Source organism: Enterobacter cloacae complex sp. BZL2005 (assembly GCF_049238885.1).
In the GTDB taxonomy this organism is placed as follows: Bacteria; Pseudomonadota; Gammaproteobacteria; order Enterobacterales; family Enterobacteriaceae; genus Enterobacter; species Enterobacter roggenkampii.
Genome location: NZ_JBMKGI010000003.1, coordinates 110,512 through 131,042, shown reverse-complemented (window position 1 = coordinate 131,042; position 20,531 = coordinate 110,512). Strand labels below are relative to the sequence as shown.

The window sequence follows — 20,531 nt, the reverse complement described above, 5'->3', positions numbered from 1 at the left end:
GCTCACTCCGCGTCCGGCGCTTTTGGCGTAGCGTCATCGCGCTTATCGTCACGATGGCCGTGCCAGCCGCAGTGACCGCGTCCGTGGCGACCAAACCCTTCGCGGCGCTGCTGAATAAACGCTTCGCGCTGCTCAGGCGTCATGTTCATCCAGCGCTCGTGCATCCGGCGGTGCGCGCCAAACATCCCCGGGCGGAAACCTAAGCCGCCAAACAGAATGCGGCTCAGCACCAGAATGCCCAGCGCCTGCCAGAAGCCGATGGTCTTCACGCCCAGGATCGCCGGGAGCAAGGCGTTCCACAGGGACATCACCAGCAGGCCGAGCACGATGAAAATCACCGCGCCGATGACTAAGCCCTTGCCCATACGGTGGCGACCAAATCCGCGCCCGTGACCTCTGCCGTGCATTTCAAAATCTCTCATGGTGTTTACCTCGTTTACCGTAACTGATTATGGCGTGTGATGAGGTAGACGGATGAGGATGGGAAATATTGCTGGGGTGAATGAAAATTTTTGTGCTGACGGTTTTGGACTCATAGCGGTAACGGCTGGCGGGTGCTATGAGTCGCTCGAAAGCAAATCATCGCGTACGAAGAATTCGCTTAACCAATGCAATAGCAATGACGGCCAGTATGATTGACAACAGTGCCAGGAAGATGAGCAAGGATAATAGTGGATTTAACAAGCCACCTAAACTAGTGAAGTCGCTGAGACGGCCAAGTTGCTCGGACGTGCATACACGCAGAATGATCTCAGGGATAATAAGCAAAAATATAATTACGGTCAGGACAAAATCAGAGCACTCTTGCGCTTTCCCATTTTCGATGTTGCCCCTATGTTCATGTTGAGAATTAATTCTTCCAATGCGCGGTTTCGATTTCTGATTACGCTGCGGTTTACGTTGTCGATAAAAACGAAGCTTTTTATTTCCTGACGCCAATTATGCTGAATTCAGGCGAATCCTCAAAGTAGCTAAGCCATTGCAGGCGCTTGTCCATCGTTTAAGATCGGTTTAGCGCAATCTTATGCCCTATTTCCAGGATTTTATCTGCACACTCTGCCGCTGATAACGCAGCGGTGTCCAATATGAGATGTTCTCTCTCCCAGGGTTCATACTCACGGTTTTTTACCCTTTCCCAGTCAGGAGGCGTGAGTCCCGGGATATCAGATATTCTGTTCTCTACGCGATAACGATGTTCTTTTTCGTCTGAGCAGACAATTTCAACTTCCAGGAAAGGGACATTCAACGACAGAGCAATATTGCGGAAAGCATCTCGCACAAGGTTAATATCATTAACGGAATCGGTCACAACGGTGGAGCCCAGCTTAAGATTCTCACTTGCTAAACCATAGAGGGCAAAATAGCCCTCCGGACCCGTTTTCTGACCGGGTTCAGAAACTGAGCTAATGGCCTGCTCAACGGTATCAACCCGCAGGTAGACCGCTCCCAGCCTTTGGGCAACTATTTTTGCAACGGTGCTTTTACCGCTGCCGGGTAGCCCACTAAAAATAATTAACATAATTTTCCCTGGTGATCGTTATATTAGATTTGTACTGCCCGTAGAGACCTTCTGAATTATACAGTTACGGTTACGCCAGGTACAAAAAAGGCTCCCTGCGGAGCCCCCTCATACCATCAAGCCTGCACCGGCAACCTAAAACTCGAAATACTCCGCGAAAGCTGCTGCGCCTGCTCTTCCAGCGAGGCCGCTGCCGCAGCGGACTGCTGCACCAGCGCGGCGTTCTGCTGGGTGACGCCATCCATCTCGGTCACCGCCTGCCCGACCTGGCCGATCCCGCGGCTCTGCTCTTCAGAGGCGACGGAGATCTGCTCCATCAGCGTATTCACTTTGTTCACCGACGAAATGATCGCGTCAATCACCTCGCCCGAGCGGCTCACCAGCTCCGCACCGTTTTTCACGCTGGAGACCGACTGCGCGATCAGGCTTTCGATATCTTTCGCCGCCACCGCGCTTTTCTGCGCGAGAGTGCGCACTTCGCTGGCCACCACCGCAAAGCCGCGGCCCTGGGTACCGGCGCGCGCCGCTTCAACCGCCGCGTTCAGCGCCAGGATGTTGGTCTGGAAGGCGATGCTGTTAATCACGCTGGTAATGTCTTCGATGCGCTTCGAGTTCGCCGCGATGGTATTCATCGTGTCGATGACTTCGCGGGTTACCGCTTCACCGGTGTGGGCATTTTTCACCGCGTCCTGCACCAGTTTTCCGGCCTGATACACATTGTCGGTATTGTTCGCCACCGTCGCGCTCAGCTCTTCCATGCTCGCTGCCGTCTGGGTCAACGCGGAAGCCTGCTGCTCGGTGCGTGACGCCAGGTCGATATTCCCGGAGGCAATCTCCTGGGCGGCGTGCGTCACGGTATGACTCGCATCGCGCACCTGGGCGATGGTCGCCAGCAGCGCCTGACGCATCTGCTCCATCGAGCCCATCAGATGGTCGATTTCGTTGCCTGTACTCCCCTTCACCGGCACCGGAATGTCCAGCTTGCCTGCCGCAATCTGGCTGCAGTGCTCGCGCGCCAGGTTGATCGGCGCAAAAACAAAGCGCTTCATCAGCAGGCTAACGGCGATAATCACCACCACAAACAGGCTGGCGATAGCAGCAACGATCGCCAGGCCGGAGACGAAGCTACTGCTCGCATCTTCGTTCAGGCTTTTGGCGTATTTCTGGTGGACGGAAAGCACCTGGTCGAGAACGATCTCGTACTGGCGGTCGAGGCGGGAGACTTCCGGGATGAGCGCGTTAAATTTGGCGACATCGTGCGCCTCGGCGGCATCGATCAGCGGCGCCAGCCCCTGGTTGCGGTAGTTCTGCCAGGCGTCCTGATAGGCAGTGACCAGCGGCGCTTCATCGCTCAGGCGCGGCGACGCCATAAAGGCTGCAAAGGCGTGGTCCGCTTTGGTCAGCGCCTCTTTCACGGCGGTCAGCTTTGCAGCGCCGTCCGCCGCGTTGCCCGCTTCCACCATCTTCACATACTCCATCACCCGCACGCGCAGCGTACGGCTGTGGTTGATGGGGTCAATAATGGACAGCACAACCTGGATCTCTTTGTTGACGTTATCCAGGGAATTATTACTTTTAATGATGATGCCAACGCTGGTGACGGTGCTGATAACAAAGAAGAAAAGCAGCGAGAACAGGACTATCAGGGACGACTTTTTCAACGACATAAACCAATACCTCAAGGAGAATTATTCCTTATGGTTATCGGCCATTCCAAAACTTAAATTAATTAAAGTTATTGATGTATCGGTCCGGGCTATATTGCTCACTTATAGCGCCGCTGCAGGGTGGCCGCCAGCTTGCGTTGCAACGGTTCCGGGGTCTCGCCCTCGATCAGTTTGCTAATCAAATCAAAGCAGTGCCACGCCAGCTGGCGGTTATCCTGGCGAATGGTATCCACCGGGATCGTCAGCGAATCGTAGAGATAGTGATCGTCAAAACTGGCTAACCTGATATCGCTTTGCAGCAGGTTATGCTGGCCCATATAGCGCAGCACCCCTTCCAGCAGCCCGCAGGCGGCGGCGAAGAGCGCTTTCGGCGGACGCCCCAGGCAGGCGCAGAGTTCAGCAAACATCTCGTAACCGGAGCTCGGGTGATAGTTGCCGTGAATGATCCACTCGGGGCGCAGCGCCACGCCGGCCTCACGCAGCCCTTGCTTAAACCCTTCCAGGCGGTCGCGCGTCGGAGAAAGGCGCGGCTGGCCGCCGAGGAAGTAGAATTCATCCGGATGCTGGCGCGCAATGTCCGCCACCAGTTCGGTCGTCGGGGTGATGGAATCGGTGATCACCAGCGGCAGCGCGCTGTCGTTGATGTGGCGGTCAAACAGAACCACCGGCAGCTGCTCGCTCAGCTTATGGTAGTCCGCGTCGTTGAGCATGCTGGAGGCCACAATCAGCCCGTCCACCTGACGTGCCACCATGTTGTTCACCACCACCGTCTCCTGCCCCGGGTTTTCATCGCTGCAGGAAATCAGCAGCTGCACGCCCGCCTCGCGGCACAGCGTTTCCAGCTCGTGCGAAAAGACGGCAAAACCGTAGTTGGTGATCTCCGGGACCACCAGACCAATGGTGTGGCTGCGGTTATCGCGCAGCGACCGGGCGTGAATGCTGGGCTGATAGTGGTGCTCTTTTGCAATTGCCAGCACGCGCTCGCGCGTCTCTTCCGCCACGCGAAGCTCTTTGCTGCGGCCGTTCAGGACCAGGCTGGCGGTGGCTTTTGACACACCCGCCAGCTCCGCGATGTCTTTAATGGTGACGCGTTTTGTTTTTCTCACAACGACTTAGATCCGGCTGCCAAAACCCTCATTCTATCATGCAGGCGCGCAGCGACCAGTAGCGTAATGTGATATCGGACGCACCTTCGAATCGCACCCGGGCCGGATGGTCAGGAAAATAGCGGCTGCTCATTACCCCTTCGCCATGGTTAATGAAGATTTCGACGCTGGAGCGGTCGCACAGGACGCGCAAATGACGGACGTCGCCCTGCCAGTAGCGGGCCAATGTTTCACCGGTTTTCAGGCTCGCGCGCTCCAGGCGCACGCCCTGCTCATCGAGCGACAGGCGCAGCGCGCCGCCAAAATCGACGCTCACGTGCGCGGCGCCCAGCTCAAACTCCAGGCGCGTCGCGTCCAGTTCGGGCGCGTCGCTGGCGCACCCCTGCCAGTGCTGCTCATCTTCACGCAACGCCGCCAGCTCGCGCGCCGGGGTTTGCCAGAGCCGGCCGTCGCGGAAGCGCAATTCTCGCGGGCAGGTCATCTGGTGCATCCAGCCGTGCGCCCGCGTGGGCTGAAGCATCTCTTCCCCGTCCGGTACGCCCATCCAGCCAATCAGGATGCGGCGTCCATCTTCCGCCAGCGTGGTTTGCGGGGCGTAGAATTCAAAGCCCGCGTCCAGCTCGTGCAGCTCGCCGTGATCGAACGTCGCGCGGGCATAGTCAAACGCCCCGCTCATCCAGGTAGCCGGATAGGTATTGAGGTAGCGATGCGGCTCGCGCGCCAGCCCCTGCGGGCAGCAGATCAGGACGTGCGTCCCGTCGAGGGCAAACAGGTCCGGACACTCCCACATATAGCCCGCGTCCGACAGACCGTTAACCCCGTGACCGGCGATCTCCCCGCAGGATGTCCAGGCGTGCAAATCGGCTGATTTAAAGAGCAGCACCTTGCCGCGCTTTTGCACATCCTGCGCGCCGAGCACCATGTACCAGTCCCCGTCGTGCCGCCACACCTTCGGGTCGCGCACGTGGCCGGTGTAGCCTTCCGGCAGCGCCAGCACCGGCCCCAGCTTCCTGAAGGTCCCGTCCGGCTGCTCCACGGCCAGGCACTGCCAGGCGGTGCGGCTGCCGTCATCGAACTTGACGTTGCCGGTGTAGCACAGGGTCAGTACGCCCTGGTTATCGACGGCGCTACCGGAGTAGCAGCCGTTGCGGTCATACGCCTCGTCGGGCATCAGCGCCAGCGGCTCATGCTGCCAGTGCACCAGGTCCGCCGAACTCCAGTGCCCCCAGCACTTAAAGCGGTGCTCGCAGTCCAGCGGGTTCCACTGATAGAACAGGTGATAGCGGCCAGCAAACCAGATAAACCCGTTCGGGTCGTTCATCAGCCCCGTCACCGGCGCGGCGTGCCATTGCGGATAATGGCTGTCCGCCAGCGCCCGCGGCTGACCTGTCATAACGGCCTGCAGGATCGCAGGCCAGCGGGAAGGTAACGTCATTATTCAGAATCCGTTTTATATTTCAGCAGCAGTGAGACGGTAAACGCCACGCCGAAGGCAATCACCATGCCGATAATATAGTTCAGCAGCGAGCTGGCCTGCACGATGGCCATCCCCGGAATCGCGGTCAGCCCGACGGCGGTCATGTACACGTGCACGGAGACCACCCAGGCCCCGCCCACCGCACCGCCAATCAGCGCGGCGATAAACGGCTTAACGAAGCGCAGGTTGATACCAAAAATGGCCGCTTCGGTGATGCCCAGCATTGCAGAGAACGCCGACGGCAGGGTAATGGCTTTGATTTTGGCATCTTTGGTTTTGAACCACACCGCCAGACAGGCGCCACCCTGCGCCACGTTCGCCATGGCCCAGATCGGCAGCAGGAAGTTAACGCCAATCGACGGATTCCCCAGCAGCCCGGCTTCAATCGCGTGGAAGCTGTGATGAATACCGGTGATCACAATCACCGAGTAAAGTCCGCCGAACAGCAGCCCGGCGAGCCAGCCCGCGTGGGCGATCAGCGTGCTCAGAATAAAGGAGATACCGTCCCCCAGAGCGCGCCCCGCCGGGCCGATAATCAGCAAGGCGATAAAGCCGGAGATGACGACGGTGAGGAACGGCGTCAGGATCAGGTCTAACGCATCCGGGATCGCGCGGCGCAGGTTTTTCTCGACGATGCTCATAAACCAGACGGCCAGCAGCACCGGGAATACCGTGCCCTGATAGCCAATCATCGCAATCTCAAGGCCGAAGAAGTTCATGGTGTGGAAGCCCGACGCCACGCCCCAGGCGTTGGTCAGCGCCGGGTGGGTCAGAATCCCACCCAGCGTCGCGCCGAGGTACGGGTTACCGCCAAATTCGCGCGCGGCGGTAAAGCCAATCAGAATAGGCAGAATGATAAACGCCGCCGAGCTGCACATGTCCAGCATGATGTAGAGGGCGTTATCCGCATTGACCCAGCCGTAGGTTTTCACCATGCCGAGCAGGCCCATCAGCAGACCGGACGCCACAATCGCGGGAATGATCGGCACAAAGATGTTGGAGAGTAAGCGGGCAATGCGCTGGAACGGGTTCAGCTTGCGCGCCGCCAGATCCGCGGCTTCCGATTTGCTGGATTCGCTAATCCCGGCCGCCTGAATAAATGCGGCGTACACCTTGTTGACCACGCCCGTGCCAAAAATCACCTGCATCTGCCCGGCGTTACGGAAGCAGCCTTTCACGCCGTCAACCTTGCCGATGGCCTGCTGATCCGCCAGCGTGTCATCAACCAGCACCAGACGAAGACGCGTTGCGCAGTGCGCCGCGCTGGCGATGTTTTCCTTGCCACCGAGCAGCGGAATAAGCTCGCGGGCGATTTGATTAAAATCCATAGATACCTCTGCCTGACTTCTTTTTATGATGTGCGAAACGCTCCCGCCAGGCGGGAGCGTGATGGGTTAAAACCAGGTTTCCATCTGGACCCCAAAGTTCCATTCCCCGCCGGCGTTGAAGCCGCTGCTGCCAAAGGCATCATCGCTGGCGTAATTATCCAGTTTGCTGCTCCAGTCCATCCAGGTGGCAAACAGGCGCAGTTCCGGACGGCTGAAGAAATCGCCGATTTTGCTCGCTTTTAACGTCGGCGCAAAGGTCAGCTTGTAGAAACTGCCGTTCACGGCGTTGCGGTCCTTATAGCCCTCCGGGTTTAAATCCATGTACTGGTAGCTTCCCTCAAACGCCAGCGCGAAATTCTGGGTGACCTCTTTGATCAGGCGGGTATTGAGCGTTACCCACTCATAGCTATCGCCCTTGACGTAGCGATCTTTACTGCTCTGTGCCAGAACGGCGGGCGCAACGCTCCAGCCACCGCCGATTGGCGTGACACCGTAACTTGCGAAGCGCCAGGTATCCGCCTCAGACAGCAGCGCGCCGTCGGAGCCGATGCTTTTCACCTCCGCACCCAGCCCGTGACCATACAGCAGCGCCGTTTTGGCGGTCCCTTCACGCAGGCCGTAGAAGCTCTCATTATGCAAGCCTACCAGGGCATGAACGCCGTGATTGGCGGCATCCGTTTTAATCAGATCGCCGTTAGTGTCTTTACGGTCGTCGTTATCTTTCGCCCGCAGGCCGCTCACCATCAGCTGGAACGGGCCGGCGAAGTGGTTCATGCTGAGGATATAGTTCTGAACGTTGTTGTCGGTCTGCTCCACGCTGCCGAAGTTGCGGCCGTAAATGGAGAAGTTGCTGCGCAGCGAATCGTTCCACTTCACGTCGTAAACGCCGCCGCCGGTACCGGCCAGGAACACCACGTCGGAATCCAGCCAGTGGATGTCAAAGTTGTCGCGGTCGAAGCGTTTACCCGCCCAGAAGGTGCTGCCCTTCAGCGCGCCGGTAAAATCAGGCAGGTTGCCCAGCTCCGCGAAGGCCTGACGAATATTGAGGTCGCTGGTATCGGCTGACCAGTCGTTATAGGTTCTCTGACCGTCGGCCAGCATCGCCTTGAAGCGCGTGGTCGCCCCGTTATCCAGGGTTTGCTTGTGCTCCAGGTTCAGCTCGACGTAGGTGTCGGCTTCGTTACCCAGACGCCCTACCGCACCGCCAGTTTCACCGGCTGGGGTCAGGTAAGGGCCGCTTTTGCTGCTGGAGGCCGCATCGTTCATCAGCAGGCCAGAGCGGGCATAGCCGTGGAACTCAAACCCGCCGGTCTGATCCGCCTTCTTCTCCAGCGCGGCGGTACGCTGCGCCACCGCCTGGGTTGTCGTTTGCGCCTGCTGCTGAGCGGCAACCAGCTGCTGCGTTTTTTGTTCTGCTGCCGCAGCGCGCTTCTCAGCCACCTGCGCGCGCGTTTCCGCGTCCTGAAGGCGCTGCTCCATCGCGGCAAGACGCGCTTCAATACTGGACATATCCGTCTGGGCAAAAACAGAGGTACTTCCGGCCAGCATGCCTATCATCACGGCAAGTCTGCGTTTTTTATACATTTTGTCGCATCCCTAAAAGAAGTCATTAAACGTGCTAAATTGCTAAACCGGTTTAGGTTGCTGATACTAAACCTGTGAATTTTGGATCGGCAATCTTTTTTGCTAAACCGATTTAGTAAGTGTGATCGAGGCGACAATTCAGGCCGCCGGATGGCGGCCAGGAGAGGAGAAATTACAGGTCGTGCTGCCAGGGCAACGCGGTCATCGCCCCTTTGGCGGTGGTGGCCAGCGCGCCGCAGCGCTGGGCGAGCGCAATAACCGGCGTCAGGTCCTGTCCGGCGGCCAGCCCGTAGAGCAGCCCCGCCACAAAGGCATCGCCCGCACCGGTCGTATCGACGCATTGCACAGGCGTTGCCGGGTAGTGTTTTACGCTACCTTCATGCCACGCGGTTACGCCCGCTTTTCCCTGGGTAACCAGCACCAGACGCGCCGGGCAGCGCTGCATTAGCACCTCCAGACCAACGTTGACCTCCGCGCTGCCGGTGAAAAAGGCCAGCTCTTCTACCGAAAGTTTCACCACGTCGGCGCTTTGCAGGGCCTGCTCCAGGCAGCCATGCAGTGCGTTCTCATCCGGCCAGAGGTCCGGGCGAATATTGGGGTCGAAGCTGACGTAACCGCCCGCCTCACGAATGGCGGCCATCGCCTGAAACGTCGCAGTCCGGCTCGGCTCGGCGCTTAAGGCGATGGAGCAGACGTGCAGCCACTCCCCGGCGCTGAACGTCGGCAGGTCGTCGGGTTCGAGAAACAGATCGGCGCTCGGGCGCACCATGAAGGTAAACGAGCGCTCGCCGTGGTCGTCGAGATCGACCACCACCGTTGAGGTGCGGTGCGCCGGGTCAAGGCGCATCCACGTCACGTCAACCCGCTCGTCAGCGAGCGTTTTCGCCATAAAGCGCCCGAAAGGATCGTCGCCAACCCTGCCGATAAAGGCGCTCTGGCCGCCCAGCCGGGCAATACCGACCGCGACGTTCGCCGGCGCGCCGCCGGGACACTGCAATAATCGACCTTCTCCATCGGGCAGCAAATCCACTACCGCATCGCCAAGTACCCAGATTTTCTTCATGTGATCCTCGTAGCTAAACCATGTTAAACCGTTTTAGCTATTTAAGCACAGGCTAGGCAAAGGGGAAATAACGGGAGGGAAAATTGGCTTACCGCACCAGATGCGGCCAGTGGATATCGCCGACGCCATTAAGCTGCGGCCGGGCAAACAGGAATCCCTGAAAGCGGCGGATCCCGGCCGATTCGAGCCAGCACCACTCCTCAATTTTCTCGATGCCTTCGGCCACCAGGGTGATTTCAAGATCGGAGCAGCAGCTGATGATGGAGCGCACAATCGCCTGTTTGGGGCCGCTCAGGTGGATGTTGCTGACAATCTCACGGTCGATTTTAATTTTGTCCGAGTGGAAGCGGGTCAGCAGCGAAAGCCCGGCATAGCCCGAGCCAAAATCATCGATCGCCAGGCCAATCCCCTCGCCGCGAAGCTGCTTGATGGCGCTGTTAAACTGGTTGAGCCCGGAGATCATCTCGTTTTCAGTGACTTCAATGACCACCTGCTCCGGCTGAAGGCCATGTTTTTTAATCTGATCGACCAGAAATTCCACCGCGCCTGGGACATTCACCAGCGACATGGGCAGCAGGTTTACCGCGATTTTATGGCTGCCAATGCCCAGCTTTTCCGCCAGCGCAAAGGCATAGGCTTTCGTCTGGAGATCGACTTCGTAGACGTTGTCCGGATTGACGGTGCTGAAGAAATGCTCCGGGCTGCCGCCGTCGTTGCCGCGGATAAGCGCCTCAAGGGAGCTGATTTTCCCTTCCGAGGGCTCGACAATAGGCTGCAGCGCAAACTGACAGGTTTGCCCGGCAATCAGGCCCAGATGTTCGCCAAAGGGTAGCGCTTCGGTCGAGAGCGTCCATTTGTCCGCCGTGTAGCGTGCCCCCGACGGGGCCGGACGTTTACCGGTTATAAAGGTCTGAATAAATTTGAACACCCGATCGTCGGAGGTCAGATAGCTGTCCAGCTTGCTGTAGCGCAGCACCGACTGCAGCACCTCTTTCGGCGACTGCGTTTGCAGGTCGAACAGCAGCATACCGACGTTTTCGAAGCGTCTGCGCGGACCATAGTCCCGCAGCAGTTCTACTACCCCGCTGTGCCGCTTGTCCTCGCGGATTTTATGGAACAGTTTGACCACACTCTCTTCCGACCCTTCGAGGATCTGCAGAACGTCGTTGCCTTTAGCAAGGAGGACGCCGGTAATGTCCAGTTTTACGTTGCGGCCCCTGGCGCGCTCCACCAGCTCCCGCAGTTCGGTGGACGGGCGGGATAAATTCAAGTGGCTTCGGTAGATCAGCGTCGTCAGCACAAAAAGGGGTTCCAGTGATAAAGAGAGGTGCCTTGAAGCTACTATGTAACATACTTAATCAATGCGACCTAACATATTCACGCCACAAGGGAACATTACTTTTTCTGGTCCCCGATCCGGCTGTTAATCCTCTCCTGCATATAGTCGTAGAACGGGTTCGAGGTGACCCGCATAAGCGCCTCTTTCCCGACGCTCAACACGGACGTCTCTCCCCACAGCGCAATCGTCCCCAGGCTGATGCCATATCGGTTTTTCACGCGTGGTTCACGACCATAGAGATCGTCATCCGGCGGGAACGGCACCGCAACGTGCGACAGGGAATAAACATCCTGCGGCCAGGACTGGGCAAGCGGCACGACCGTCTCCCGCGTGCTGCCTGCCGGCGTGATTTTCGCCACCGTCGAGAAACTGTGCTCGCCGGCATTGGTAATAATCGTGACACCGTAACGCCGCTGCGCGACCGGCAGCAGCGCCGTGGTGGCCGTCCAGGACGACGGTTTAAAGAGCGGACGGAAGCTCGCCGCCTGGTTGATATCAAACACCACCAGCTCGCTGCCGTTTGCCGGAAGCTGGTCAAACAGGCCGCTGACCACCGCGCGGGTACTGACCGTGGAGTCCATCACCGACTGGAACGCCAGCACCGACGGCAAATTCGCCAGCCTGTTTTCCCGCGCCTCACGGCCAATCTGCTCCTGCAGGGTCTTCGTCAGCAGCCACGACTGGCGAGCGGAGTTCACCGGGAACGAGTTGTATTTATACGGATTATATTCCGGGGAGATATTCAGCCAGGCCGCTTTGGCAAACGGCGGCAACAGCGCCGGTAGCCCGGCGAATCCGGCGAACCGCGCAAAGGACGTCACGCCGATCATCGGTGAGAGCAGGATCATCTGCTGAGGCTTACGCAGCGCAGGGTCTTCCAGCGCATCGAGGGCATACTTCATCGCCAGCGCCCCGCCGTTGGAGTAGCCCACCAGATGCAGCGGCACGTTATTCCCCGTCAGACGCGTGGCTTCCCGCACGGCAAGCCGCGTCGCTGCCAGCCACATTTCCCAGTCCACGTCCGTCAGCGCACCGGGCGCGGTGCCGTGTCCGGGAAGACGCGGGACCACGGCCACAAAGCCGTGCTGCTGATAGTTCACGGCAAGGTGCCTGACGCTGTAAGGCGAGTCGGTCAGGCCGTGCAGCAGCACCACCGCGCCGCGGGGCTTCCCGGCTGGCATCAGCACAAAGGAGCGGTTGGCATCGGGGGCAAACTGGCCGGGCCATACCAGGCTCTGGCGGTAGTAGCGGTTTAACGGAGTTTGATCCTCGCCCGCTGTTTTCGCCGTCACCGCGTTATCCAGATCGGTGAAAATCGCCTTTTCACGGGCGAGGTACCCGGCGAAATCGGCGTTATCCAGCTCGCGCACGGACATCTCATCTGCCCGCCAGGTGTGCCACGGGTGCAGTTCCGGCCCCTGCTGCGAGAGATAGACCCGCACCGCCAGCAGGACGACCAGGACGATCCCCACGACCATCCCTGTTTTCTTTGCAAGCGCCACCAGGCGCACGCTGACTCGCCAGGGCCAATTCGCCATGCCGGGATCCCTTTTATGTTCACTGTCTTTCTATCTTATCAAAAATGTGAACGGGCTGACGTATTCACCAAATTCATCCCTGCCAGGTCAGCCAGTGCACCAAAAGTGAACTACGCTGCACAAATGTTGATCATTGGTTAACGAAATATTGCATGAAGTTTATTGCGCAGCGGGTTTTCGCCTTTCTGTGAACATGGCACGCGTCATGCATTGTTAACCCGGTAACACATATTCAGCTTTTGACAGCCTGTTAACAGCGAGGCGGTATGACGACGAAACCCGAGATGTTAAGCCGTATCGAGGCGACCTTCAGCCAGCTCACGCCCAGCGAAAAGCGGGTCGGAAGCTGGCTGCTGGCGCACGCCGCGCAAATCCCGTTTGAAACGGCGGAGAGCGTCGGGCTGGCGAGCGGGACCAGCGGGATCACCGTCGGACGCTTCCTGCGCAAGCTGGGATATCGCAACCTGGAAGATGCCAAAAAGAGCCTGCGCGATCCGTACCAGCCCTGGGGCATGAACGAGCGCCTCGACTCCTGGCAGCAGCAGCGCCCCCTGCCCAACCGCCTTCAGCACGCCCTGTCGCTGGAAGTGGACGCCATCACGCAGGTGTATCAGCTGGCGCAAACGGACGCTTTTCGTCAGGTGGTGCACCATCTGGCCCACGCGGACGCGGTTTTTGTGCTGGGGATCCAGTCCACGCGCGGGATCGCCAACGCCTTCTTCAGCCACCTTGAATACCTCCGCCCGCGGGTGAGCTACTCCGAAGGGGCATCCGGCAGCTGGGTAGAATCCCTTAACTCCGGGTTTGCTCACCCTTATGTCGTGCTGACCGATACGCGCACCTACTCCACGATGGCCCGCCAGTACTGCCGCGTCGCGAGCGAGAAAGGCATTCCGCTGGCCTTAATCACCGACATCTGGTGCCCGTGGGCGCGGGATTACCCGATGGATTTACTGCAGGTGAAAACCGATACCGGTCATTTCTGGGATTCACTTGCCCCCGTGAGCTGTCTGTTCAACCTGCTGCTGTCGGGCGTGGTGGAAGCGCTGGGCGATGCGCTCCCGGCGCGCCTGGCGGTAAACCGACAATTACAACAAGAGTTTGGTCAATTCGAACGCTAAAGGAGCGGAGCTATGCCCGTAGAGAGTGAACTGATTGATGTGGCGAAGACGTTCCCCACGCTGCATATCGATCTGAAGTACGCCACCGCCGACAACATCACAGGCCGCCCGATCTATCAGGAGACGCTGTGCCTGCTGCACACCGATGCCGCTACCGCGCTGGCTAAAGCCATCAGCATTGCCACGCTGGCCGGGCTGAAGCTGGTGGTCTACGACGCCTATCGGCCGCAGCAGGCGCAGGCCCAGCTGTGGGAGGCCTGCCCGAACCCGGAATATGTGGTCGACGTGGCAATTGGCTCTAACCACAGCCGCGGCACGGCCATCGACGTCACGCTGATGGACGAGCATAACGTCGTGCTTGATATGGGCGCCGGTTTTGACGAAATGCATGACCGCTCGCATCCGTATCACCCTTCCGTGCCGCCGCACGCCCAGCGCAACCGTCTGCTGTTGAACGCCATCATGTTCGGCGGCGGTTTTGTCGGGATCGGCAGCGAATGGTGGCACTTCGAACTGCCGAACGCCGCCAGCTACTCGCTGCTTGATGACCGTTTTGCCTGTTTTCCCCTGACGCACACCCCTCTTTAAAACCTGGAGCACTGCCATGAAAACATCGCTTCTCTCGACCGTCATTGCCGCCACGCTGGCCCTGAGTGCACCGCTGGCGCTGGCTGCCGTCCCGAAAGACATGCTGGTCATCGGTAAAGCCGCCGACCCGCAAACGCTCGATCCGGCCATCACTATCGATAACAATGACTGGACCGTCACCTATCCGTCCTACCAGCGTCTGGTCAAGTACAAGCCAGGCTCAACCGAGGTGGAAGGCGATCTGTCGACGGGCTGGAAAGCCTCCGACGACCAGAAAGAGTGGACCTTCACCCTGGCGGATAACGCCAAATTCTCCGACGGCACGCCGGTCACCGCCGAGGCGGTCAAACTCTCCTTCGAACGCCTGCTGAAGCTCAGCCAGGGGCCGTCTGAAGCCTTTCCAAAAGATCTGAAAATTGATGCCGTTGATGAGCACACGGTGAAATTCACCCTCAGCCAGCCGTTCGCGCCTTTCCTCTACACCCTGGCGAACGACGGCGCCTCCATCATTAACCCGGCGGTGCTGAAGGCCAATGCCGCGGACGACGCGCGCGGCTATCTGGCGCAAAACACCGCCGGGTCCGGGCCGTTTATGCTGAAGAGCTGGCAGAAAGGCCAGCAGCTGGTGCTGGTGCCAAACCCGCACTGGTCGGGCGACAAGCCGCACTTCAAGCGCGTCTCGGTGAAAATTATCGGTGAGAGCGCGTCGCGCCGTCTGCAGCTTTCCCGCGGTGACCTGGACATTGCCGACTCCCTGCCGGTCGATCAGCTGTCGGCCCTGAAGCAGGAAGGGAAAGTCGCCGTCGCCGAATACCCGTCTCTGCGCGTCACCTACCTCTACCTCAACAACAGCAAAGCGCCGCTCAATCAGGTGGATTTACGCCGTGCGGTCTCCTGGGCGACGGACTATGAGGGGATGGTGAAAGGCATTCTGAGCGGCAACGGCAAGCAGATGCGCGGCCCGATCCCGGAAGGCATGTGGGGCTTTGACGCCACGGCCATGCAGTACAGCCTCGACGAAGCCAAAGCTAAAGCAGCCCTGGAGAAGGTCAAAGACAAGCCCGCCAGCCTGACCTTCCTCTACTCGGACAACGATCCAAACTGGGAGCCTATCGCCCTTTCGACTCAGGCCAGCCTCGGCAAGATCGGCATTAACGTCAAGCTGGAGAAACTGGCCAACGCCACCATGCGCGACCGCGTCGGCAAAGGCGATTACGACATCGCCATCGGCAACTGGAGCCCGGATTTTGCCGACCCGTACATGTTTATGAACTACTGGTTCGAATCGGACAAGAAAGGTCTGCCGGGCAACCGTTCGTTCTATGAGAACAAAGAGGTCGATTCCCTGCTGCAGGCCGCGCTGAAAACCACGGACCAGGCGGAACGCACCAAAGATTACCAGCAGGCGCAAAAGGTGGTCATCGACGAGGCGGCCTACGTTTATCTGTTCCAGAAGAACTACCAGCTGGCGATGAACAAAGAGGTCAAAGGCTTCACCTTTAATCCGATGCTCGAGCAGGTGTTTAACATCGCCACCATGAGCAAGTAACCGTTTCGCCGGGGGAAAGTGTATGACGTTCTGGAGCATCGTGCGCCAGCGCTGCTGGGGGTTACTCCTGGTGGTGGCCGGTGTCTGTATTATCACTTTTATTATTTCACACCTGATCCCCGGCGATCCGGCCCGTCTGCTGGCCGGCGACCGCGCCAGCGACGACATCGTGCAGAACATTCGCCAGCAGCTGGGGCTGGATCAGCCGCTCTACGTTCAGTTTGGCCGCTACGTGGACGCCCTGGCCCACGGTGATTTAGGCACCTCCATCCGGACCGGACGCCCGGTTGCGGAAGACCTGAAGGCCTTTTTCCCCGCCACGCTGGAGCTGGCCTTTTGTTCCCTCCTGCTGGCGCTGGTCATCGGCGTGCCGCTGGGAATTTTATCGGCGGTGTACCGCAACCGCTGGCTGGATCACCTGGTGCGTTTAATGGCGATGACCGGGATTTCCACCCCGGCCTTCTGGCTTGGGCTGGGCGTCATTGTGCTGTTCTACGGGCACCTGCAAATCCTGCCGGGCGGCGGCAGGCTGGACGACTGGCTCGATCCGCCGACGCACGTCACCGGCTTTTATCTGCTGGACGCGCTGCTGGAAGGCAACGGCGAGGTCTTTTTCAATGCGCTGCAGCACCTGATTTTACCCTCGCTGACGCTGGCATTCGTGCATCTCGGCATCGTGGCGCGTCAGGTCCGTTCCGCGATGCTGGAGCAGCTTAGCGAAGACTACATTCGCACGGCCCGCGCCAGCGGCCTGCCCGGCTGGTATATCGTCCTGCGCTACGCCCTGCCGAATGCGATGATCCCGTCGATTACCGTGCTCGGGCTGGCGCTGGGGGATCTGCTTTACGGGGCCGTGCTGACCGAAACCGTCTTTGCCTGGCCGGGCATGGGCGCCTGGGTGGTGACGTCCATTCAGGCGCTCGATTTCCCCGCGGTGATGGGCTTTGCCGTCGTCGTTTCGCTGGCCTACGTGCTGGTTAATCTGGTGGTCGATCTGCTTTACCTGTGGATTGACCCGCGAATCGGGCGCGGAGGTGCCGAATGATGTTAACGCAGGAAACGCCCGTCCCGGTGAAAACCGCCAGACAACGCATCAACTGGGCAAAGCTGTTCTGGATGCTGCGCCAAAGCCCGCTCACGATCGTTGGCGGCGTCATTATGCTGGTGATGCTTTTCATTATGGTGGCCGCACCGTGGATCGCGCCGCACGACCCGAACGCGCTGGATCTGACCGCGCGCCTGCAGGCGCCGTCCGCGCAGCACTGGTTTGGTACCGACGAGGTGGGCCGCGATCTGTTCAGCCGGGTGCTGGCGGGCAGCCAGCAGTCCATTACCGCCGGGCTGGCGGTGGTGGTAATTGCGGGCGGCATCGGTTCGCTGCTGGGCTGTCTGTCCGGCGTGCTGGGCGGGCGCGGCGACGCCGTCATCATGCGGGTGATGGACATTATGCTCTCGATACCTTCCCTGGTGCTGACCATGGCGCTGGCCGCCGCGCTCGGGCCAAGCCTGTTTAACGCCATGCTGGCGATTGCGATTGTCCGCATTCCGTTTTACGTCCGCCTGGCGCGCGGCCAAACCCTGGTGGTGCGCCAGTTTACCTACGTGCAGGCGGCCCGCACCTTTGGCGCATCCCGCTGGCATGTGATCCGCTGGCACATCCTGCGCAACGCCCTGCCGCCGCTGATCGTGCAGGCGTCGCTGGACATCGGCAGCGCCATCCTGATGGCCGCCACGCTGGGGTTTATTGGCCTGGGCGCGCAGCAGCCGACCGCCGAATGGGGCGCGATGGTGGCCGTCGGCCGTAACTACGTTCTGGACCAGTGGTGGTACTGCGCGTTTCCCGGAGCGGCGATTTTGATTACCGCCGTGGGCTTTAACCTGTTTGGGGATGGCATCCGCGATCTGCTGGATCCGAAGTCAGGAGGTAAACAGTGATGACCGATCCGGTTCTCAAGATTGAAGACCTGCATCTGAGCTTCCCGATTTTCCGCGGCGAGGTCCACGCGCTGAACCACGTCTCGCTGGAGATCGGCAGGGGTGAAATTGTCGGCGTGGTGGGCGAATCCGGTTCGGGTAAATCCGTGACCGCCATGCTCGCCATGCGTCTGCTGCCGGAAGGCAGCTACCGCATTCATCATGGTCAGGTGAAATTACTCGGCGAAAATGTCCTGACGGCGTCCGAGAAACAGCTTCGCCAGTGGCGCGGCGCAAAGGTCGCGATGATTTTTCAGGAGCCCATGACCGCCCTCAACCCGACGCGGCGGATTGGCAAACAGATGGTCGAGGTGATCCGCCAGCATCAACCGCTTTCCCGGCGTGAGGCGCAGCAGAAGGCGATTACCCTGCTGGAAGAGATGCAAATCCCGGACGCGAAAGCGGTCATGGCGCGCTATCCGTTTGAACTCTCCGGCGGCATGCGCCAGCGGGTGATGATTGCCCTTGCCTTCTCCTGCGAGCCGGAGCTGATCGTCGCCGACGAACCAACCACGGCGCTGGACGTCACCGTCCAGCTGCAGGTGCTGCGCCTGCTGAAGCACAAGGCGCGGGCCAGCGGCACCTCGGTGCTGTTTATCAGCCACGATATGGCCGTGGTGTCCCAGCTCTGCGACAGAATGTACGTGATGTATGCGGGCAGCGTGATCGAGAGCGGCACCACGCAAACGCTGATCCACCAGCCCGTGCATCCCTACTCTATTGGCCTGCTGCAGTGCGCGCCGGAAAACGGCCAGCCGCGCGCCCCGCTTCCCGCCATCCCCGGCACGGTGCCCAACCTCAGCCAGCTTCCGCAGGGATGCGCATTCCGCGAGCGCTGCTTTGCCGCCGGGGCGAAATGCAGCGAAACGCCGCGCTTAGCGCCCACTGGCGCAGAGGGCCAACAGGCCGCCTGCTGGTATCCACAACGGGAGAAAGCCCATGTCTGATGTACAGCTGGAACTGGATAGCGTGCACGTGAACTTTGCGGCGCGCAAAAACTGGCTGGGTCGCGTGACGGAACGGGTCCATGCGCTCAACGGGCTCGACCTTGAGATCCGTCGGGGAGAAACGCTTGGCATTGTCGGGGAATCCGGCTGTGGGAAAAGCACGCTCGCCCAGCTGCTGATGGGCATGCTTAAGCCCAGCACCGGCGCCTGCCAGCGGGCGCACCACGCGGGCGGCATGCAGATGGTGTTTCAGGATCCGCTCTCCTCGCTTGACCCACGCCTGCCGGTCTGGCGAATCATCACCGAGCCGGTGTGGGTGCAAAAGCGCAGCAGCGAGCGCGACCGCCGCCAGCTGGCTGAAAACCTGGCGCTGCAGGTGGGCATTCGCCCGGAATATCTCGACCGGCTTCCGCACGCCTTCTCCGGCGGGCAGCGCCAGCGCATCGCCATCGCCCGGGCGCTCTCGTCCGATCCGGATATCATCGTGCTCGATGAACCCACCAGCGCGCTGGATATTTCCGTGCAGGCGCAGATCCTCAACCTGCTGGTGACGCTACAACAGCAGCGTAATCTGACCTACGTGTTGATCTCGCATAACGTCTCGGTGGTCCGGCACATGAGCGACCGCGTGGCGGTGATGTACCTTGGGCAGATTGTGGAGCTGGGCAGCGCCGCGCAGGTGCTTGGCGAGCCGCGCCATCCTTACACCCGCCTGCTGCTCGATTCGGTTCCGCGCACCGGTGAACCGCTGGATGAAACGCTGGTCTTACGCAAAACGGAGCTTCCCGGCAACCGCCGTCTGCCCGAAGGCTGTTTTTTCCGCGACCGATGCCCGATGGCCGCGCAGGGGTGCGAGCGTCCTCAGCCGTTACAGCCCTCTCGCGAGGGCCGTGACGTCCGCTGCTGGCGCAGTCTGGGTTAGATTTGCGCCATCCCGCCGTCCACGAACAGCTCGGTGGCGTTAATAAAGCTGGCCGCATCGGAGGCCAGAAACGCCACCGCTTTACCCACCTCACCCGGCGCGCCTAAACGGCCGAGCGGTACCTGAGCAGCCAGCGCGTCGTACAGCCCCTGGCGGTGTTCTTCCGGCACCAGGTCGCCAAGCCCCGGGGTTTTGATCGGGCCCGGGCTCACCACGTTGACGCGGATCCCACGGCCCTGCAAATCCAGCGCCCAGGAGCGGGCAAAGTTGCGCACGGCGGCCTTGCTGGCGCTGTAGACGCTAAAGTTTGCCGTCCCCTTAATGGACACCGTCGAGCCGGTCAGAATAATCGAGGATCCGGCGGACAGCAGCGGCAGCGCCTTCTGTACCGTAAACAGCACCCCGCGGACGTTAGTGCCGAAAATCCGGTCAAACTGCTCTTCGGTGATCGCGCCCAGCGGCAGCATATCGCCGCCACCCGCATTGGCGAACAGAATATCGAGGCGGCCTTCTTCTTTGGCTATCCGGGCATAGACCTCGTCCAGGTCCGCCAGTTTTGACACGTCAGCGCGAATGCCCACTGCCGTTGAAGCAATTTCAGCCACCGCCGCGTCCAGCTCGGCCTGACGACGTCCGGTGATGTACACCTTCGCGCCCTGTGCCGCCAGCTCCTGCGCCGTGGCAAGACCGATGCCGGTGCTGCCGCCGGTGACCAGTGCGATTTTTCCTGAGAGAGTCGTGTTCATGTCATTTACCTTTTGTTGGGTTTGCGTTGGACAAACTTTAGCCCTTGCGGGATTAGTGAAAAA

Annotated in this window: 18 protein-coding genes; 7 read left to right on the top strand and 11 right to left on the bottom strand. The window is 59.9% G+C overall.

Going from position 1 to position 20,531, the window contains the following annotated elements:
• Positions 1 to 2: 2 nt before the first annotated feature.
• The 10 genes from ACOTXI_RS07950 to ACOTXI_RS07905 all read right to left on the bottom strand — a co-directional run bounded on the left by ACOTXI_RS07950 (position 3) and on the right by ACOTXI_RS07905 (position 12,621).
• A complete protein-coding gene (locus ACOTXI_RS07950) occupies positions 3 to 422 on the bottom strand; it encodes a hypothetical protein (protein WP_058654465.1) in 420 nt (139 codons plus the stop codon).
• A gap of 578 nt (positions 423 to 1,000) precedes the next feature.
• Positions 1,001 to 1,519: an AAA family ATPase gene (locus ACOTXI_RS07945; protein WP_044596473.1), complete on the bottom strand. Its 519-nt coding sequence runs from the start codon at positions 1,517 to 1,519 to the stop codon at positions 1,001 to 1,003.
• Between the two features lie 116 nt (positions 1,520 to 1,635).
• On the bottom strand, positions 1,636 to 3,186 hold the full coding sequence (locus tag ACOTXI_RS07940) for a methyl-accepting chemotaxis protein (protein WP_058654466.1): 1,551 nt from the start codon (positions 3,184 to 3,186) through the stop codon (positions 1,636 to 1,638).
• A 98-nt stretch (positions 3,187 to 3,284) separates the two neighbouring features.
• Positions 3,285 to 4,292, bottom strand: a complete 1,008-nt coding sequence (locus tag ACOTXI_RS07935) for a LacI family DNA-binding transcriptional regulator (protein WP_058654467.1) — start codon at positions 4,290 to 4,292, stop codon at positions 3,285 to 3,287.
• 28 nt (positions 4,293 to 4,320) lie between these two features.
• The gene (locus ACOTXI_RS07930) at positions 4,321 to 5,727 is read right to left on the bottom strand and encodes a sucrose-6-phosphate hydrolase (RefSeq protein ID WP_058654468.1); all 1,407 of its coding nucleotides are present in this window, start codon (positions 5,725 to 5,727) and stop codon (positions 4,321 to 4,323) included.
• The gene (locus ACOTXI_RS07925) at positions 5,727 to 7,097 is read right to left on the bottom strand and encodes a sucrose-specific PTS transporter subunit IIBC (protein WP_058654469.1); all 1,371 of its coding nucleotides are present in this window, start codon (positions 7,095 to 7,097) and stop codon (positions 5,727 to 5,729) included. The genes ACOTXI_RS07930 and ACOTXI_RS07925 overlap by 1 nt, the downstream gene beginning before the upstream one ends.
• A 66-nt stretch (positions 7,098 to 7,163) precedes the next feature.
• The gene (locus ACOTXI_RS07920; protein ID WP_058654470.1) at positions 7,164 to 8,681 is read right to left on the bottom strand and encodes a carbohydrate porin; all 1,518 of its coding nucleotides are present in this window, start codon (positions 8,679 to 8,681) and stop codon (positions 7,164 to 7,166) included.
• 172 nt (positions 8,682 to 8,853) lie between these two features.
• Positions 8,854 to 9,744 carry an aminoimidazole riboside kinase gene (locus tag ACOTXI_RS07915; protein ID WP_032674834.1) on the bottom strand — a complete coding sequence of 297 codons (891 nt, stop codon included), beginning with the start codon at positions 9,742 to 9,744 and terminating at the stop codon, positions 8,854 to 8,856.
• 88 nt (positions 9,745 to 9,832) lie between these two features.
• Positions 9,833 to 11,044 carry a diguanylate phosphodiesterase gene (locus ACOTXI_RS07910; RefSeq protein WP_058654471.1) on the bottom strand — a complete coding sequence of 404 codons (1,212 nt, stop codon included), beginning with the start codon at positions 11,042 to 11,044 and terminating at the stop codon, positions 9,833 to 9,835.
• A 95-nt stretch (positions 11,045 to 11,139) separates the two neighbouring features.
• Entirely contained in the window at positions 11,140 to 12,621 is a 1,482-nt protein-coding gene (locus tag ACOTXI_RS07905) for an alpha/beta hydrolase (protein WP_058654472.1), read from the bottom strand.
• Positions 12,622 to 12,887: 266 nt separating this feature from the next.
• Here ACOTXI_RS07905 and ACOTXI_RS07900 point away from each other — a divergent pair, with 266 nt between their 5' ends.
• The 7 genes from ACOTXI_RS07900 to ACOTXI_RS07870 are packed head-to-tail and all read left to right on the top strand — an operon-like array spanning position 12,888 to position 19,722.
• A complete protein-coding gene (locus ACOTXI_RS07900) occupies positions 12,888 to 13,742 on the top strand; it encodes a MurR/RpiR family transcriptional regulator (RefSeq protein WP_008501698.1) in 855 nt (284 codons plus the stop codon).
• 12 nt (positions 13,743 to 13,754) lie between these two features.
• On the top strand, positions 13,755 to 14,330 hold the full coding sequence (gene ddpX, locus ACOTXI_RS07895; protein ID WP_058654473.1) for a D-alanyl-D-alanine dipeptidase: 576 nt from the start codon (positions 13,755 to 13,757) through the stop codon (positions 14,328 to 14,330).
• Positions 14,331 to 14,346: 16 nt separating this feature from the next.
• Positions 14,347 to 15,879 (top strand): ABC transporter substrate-binding protein, encoded by a 1,533-nt coding sequence (locus ACOTXI_RS07890; RefSeq protein WP_058654474.1) that lies wholly within the window; start codon positions 14,347 to 14,349, stop codon positions 15,877 to 15,879.
• Between the two features lie 22 nt (positions 15,880 to 15,901).
• Positions 15,902 to 16,924, top strand: a complete 1,023-nt coding sequence (locus ACOTXI_RS07885; protein ID WP_008501701.1) for an ABC transporter permease — start codon at positions 15,902 to 15,904, stop codon at positions 16,922 to 16,924.
• Positions 16,921 to 17,814 (top strand): D,D-dipeptide ABC transporter permease, encoded by an 894-nt coding sequence (gene ddpC, locus ACOTXI_RS07880; RefSeq protein WP_058654475.1) that lies wholly within the window; start codon positions 16,921 to 16,923, stop codon positions 17,812 to 17,814. Before ACOTXI_RS07885 ends, ddpC begins: the two co-directional genes overlap by 4 nt.
• Positions 17,814 to 18,800, top strand: coding sequence for an ABC transporter ATP-binding protein (locus ACOTXI_RS07875; protein ID WP_045370926.1), 987 nt, complete (start codon positions 17,814 to 17,816; stop codon positions 18,798 to 18,800). Before ddpC ends, ACOTXI_RS07875 begins: the two co-directional genes overlap by 1 nt.
• Complete coding sequence (locus ACOTXI_RS07870; protein ID WP_058654476.1) at positions 18,793 to 19,722, top strand: ABC transporter ATP-binding protein; 930 nt, start codon at positions 18,793 to 18,795, stop codon at positions 19,720 to 19,722. Before ACOTXI_RS07875 ends, ACOTXI_RS07870 begins: the two co-directional genes overlap by 8 nt.
• Here the strand turns inward: ACOTXI_RS07870 and ACOTXI_RS07865 are convergent.
• A complete protein-coding gene (locus tag ACOTXI_RS07865; protein WP_008501706.1) occupies positions 19,719 to 20,468 on the bottom strand; it encodes an SDR family NAD(P)-dependent oxidoreductase in 750 nt (249 codons plus the stop codon). The two genes, ACOTXI_RS07870 and ACOTXI_RS07865, sit on opposite strands and share 4 nt — an antisense overlap.
• Positions 20,469 to 20,531: the final 63 nt, after the last annotated feature.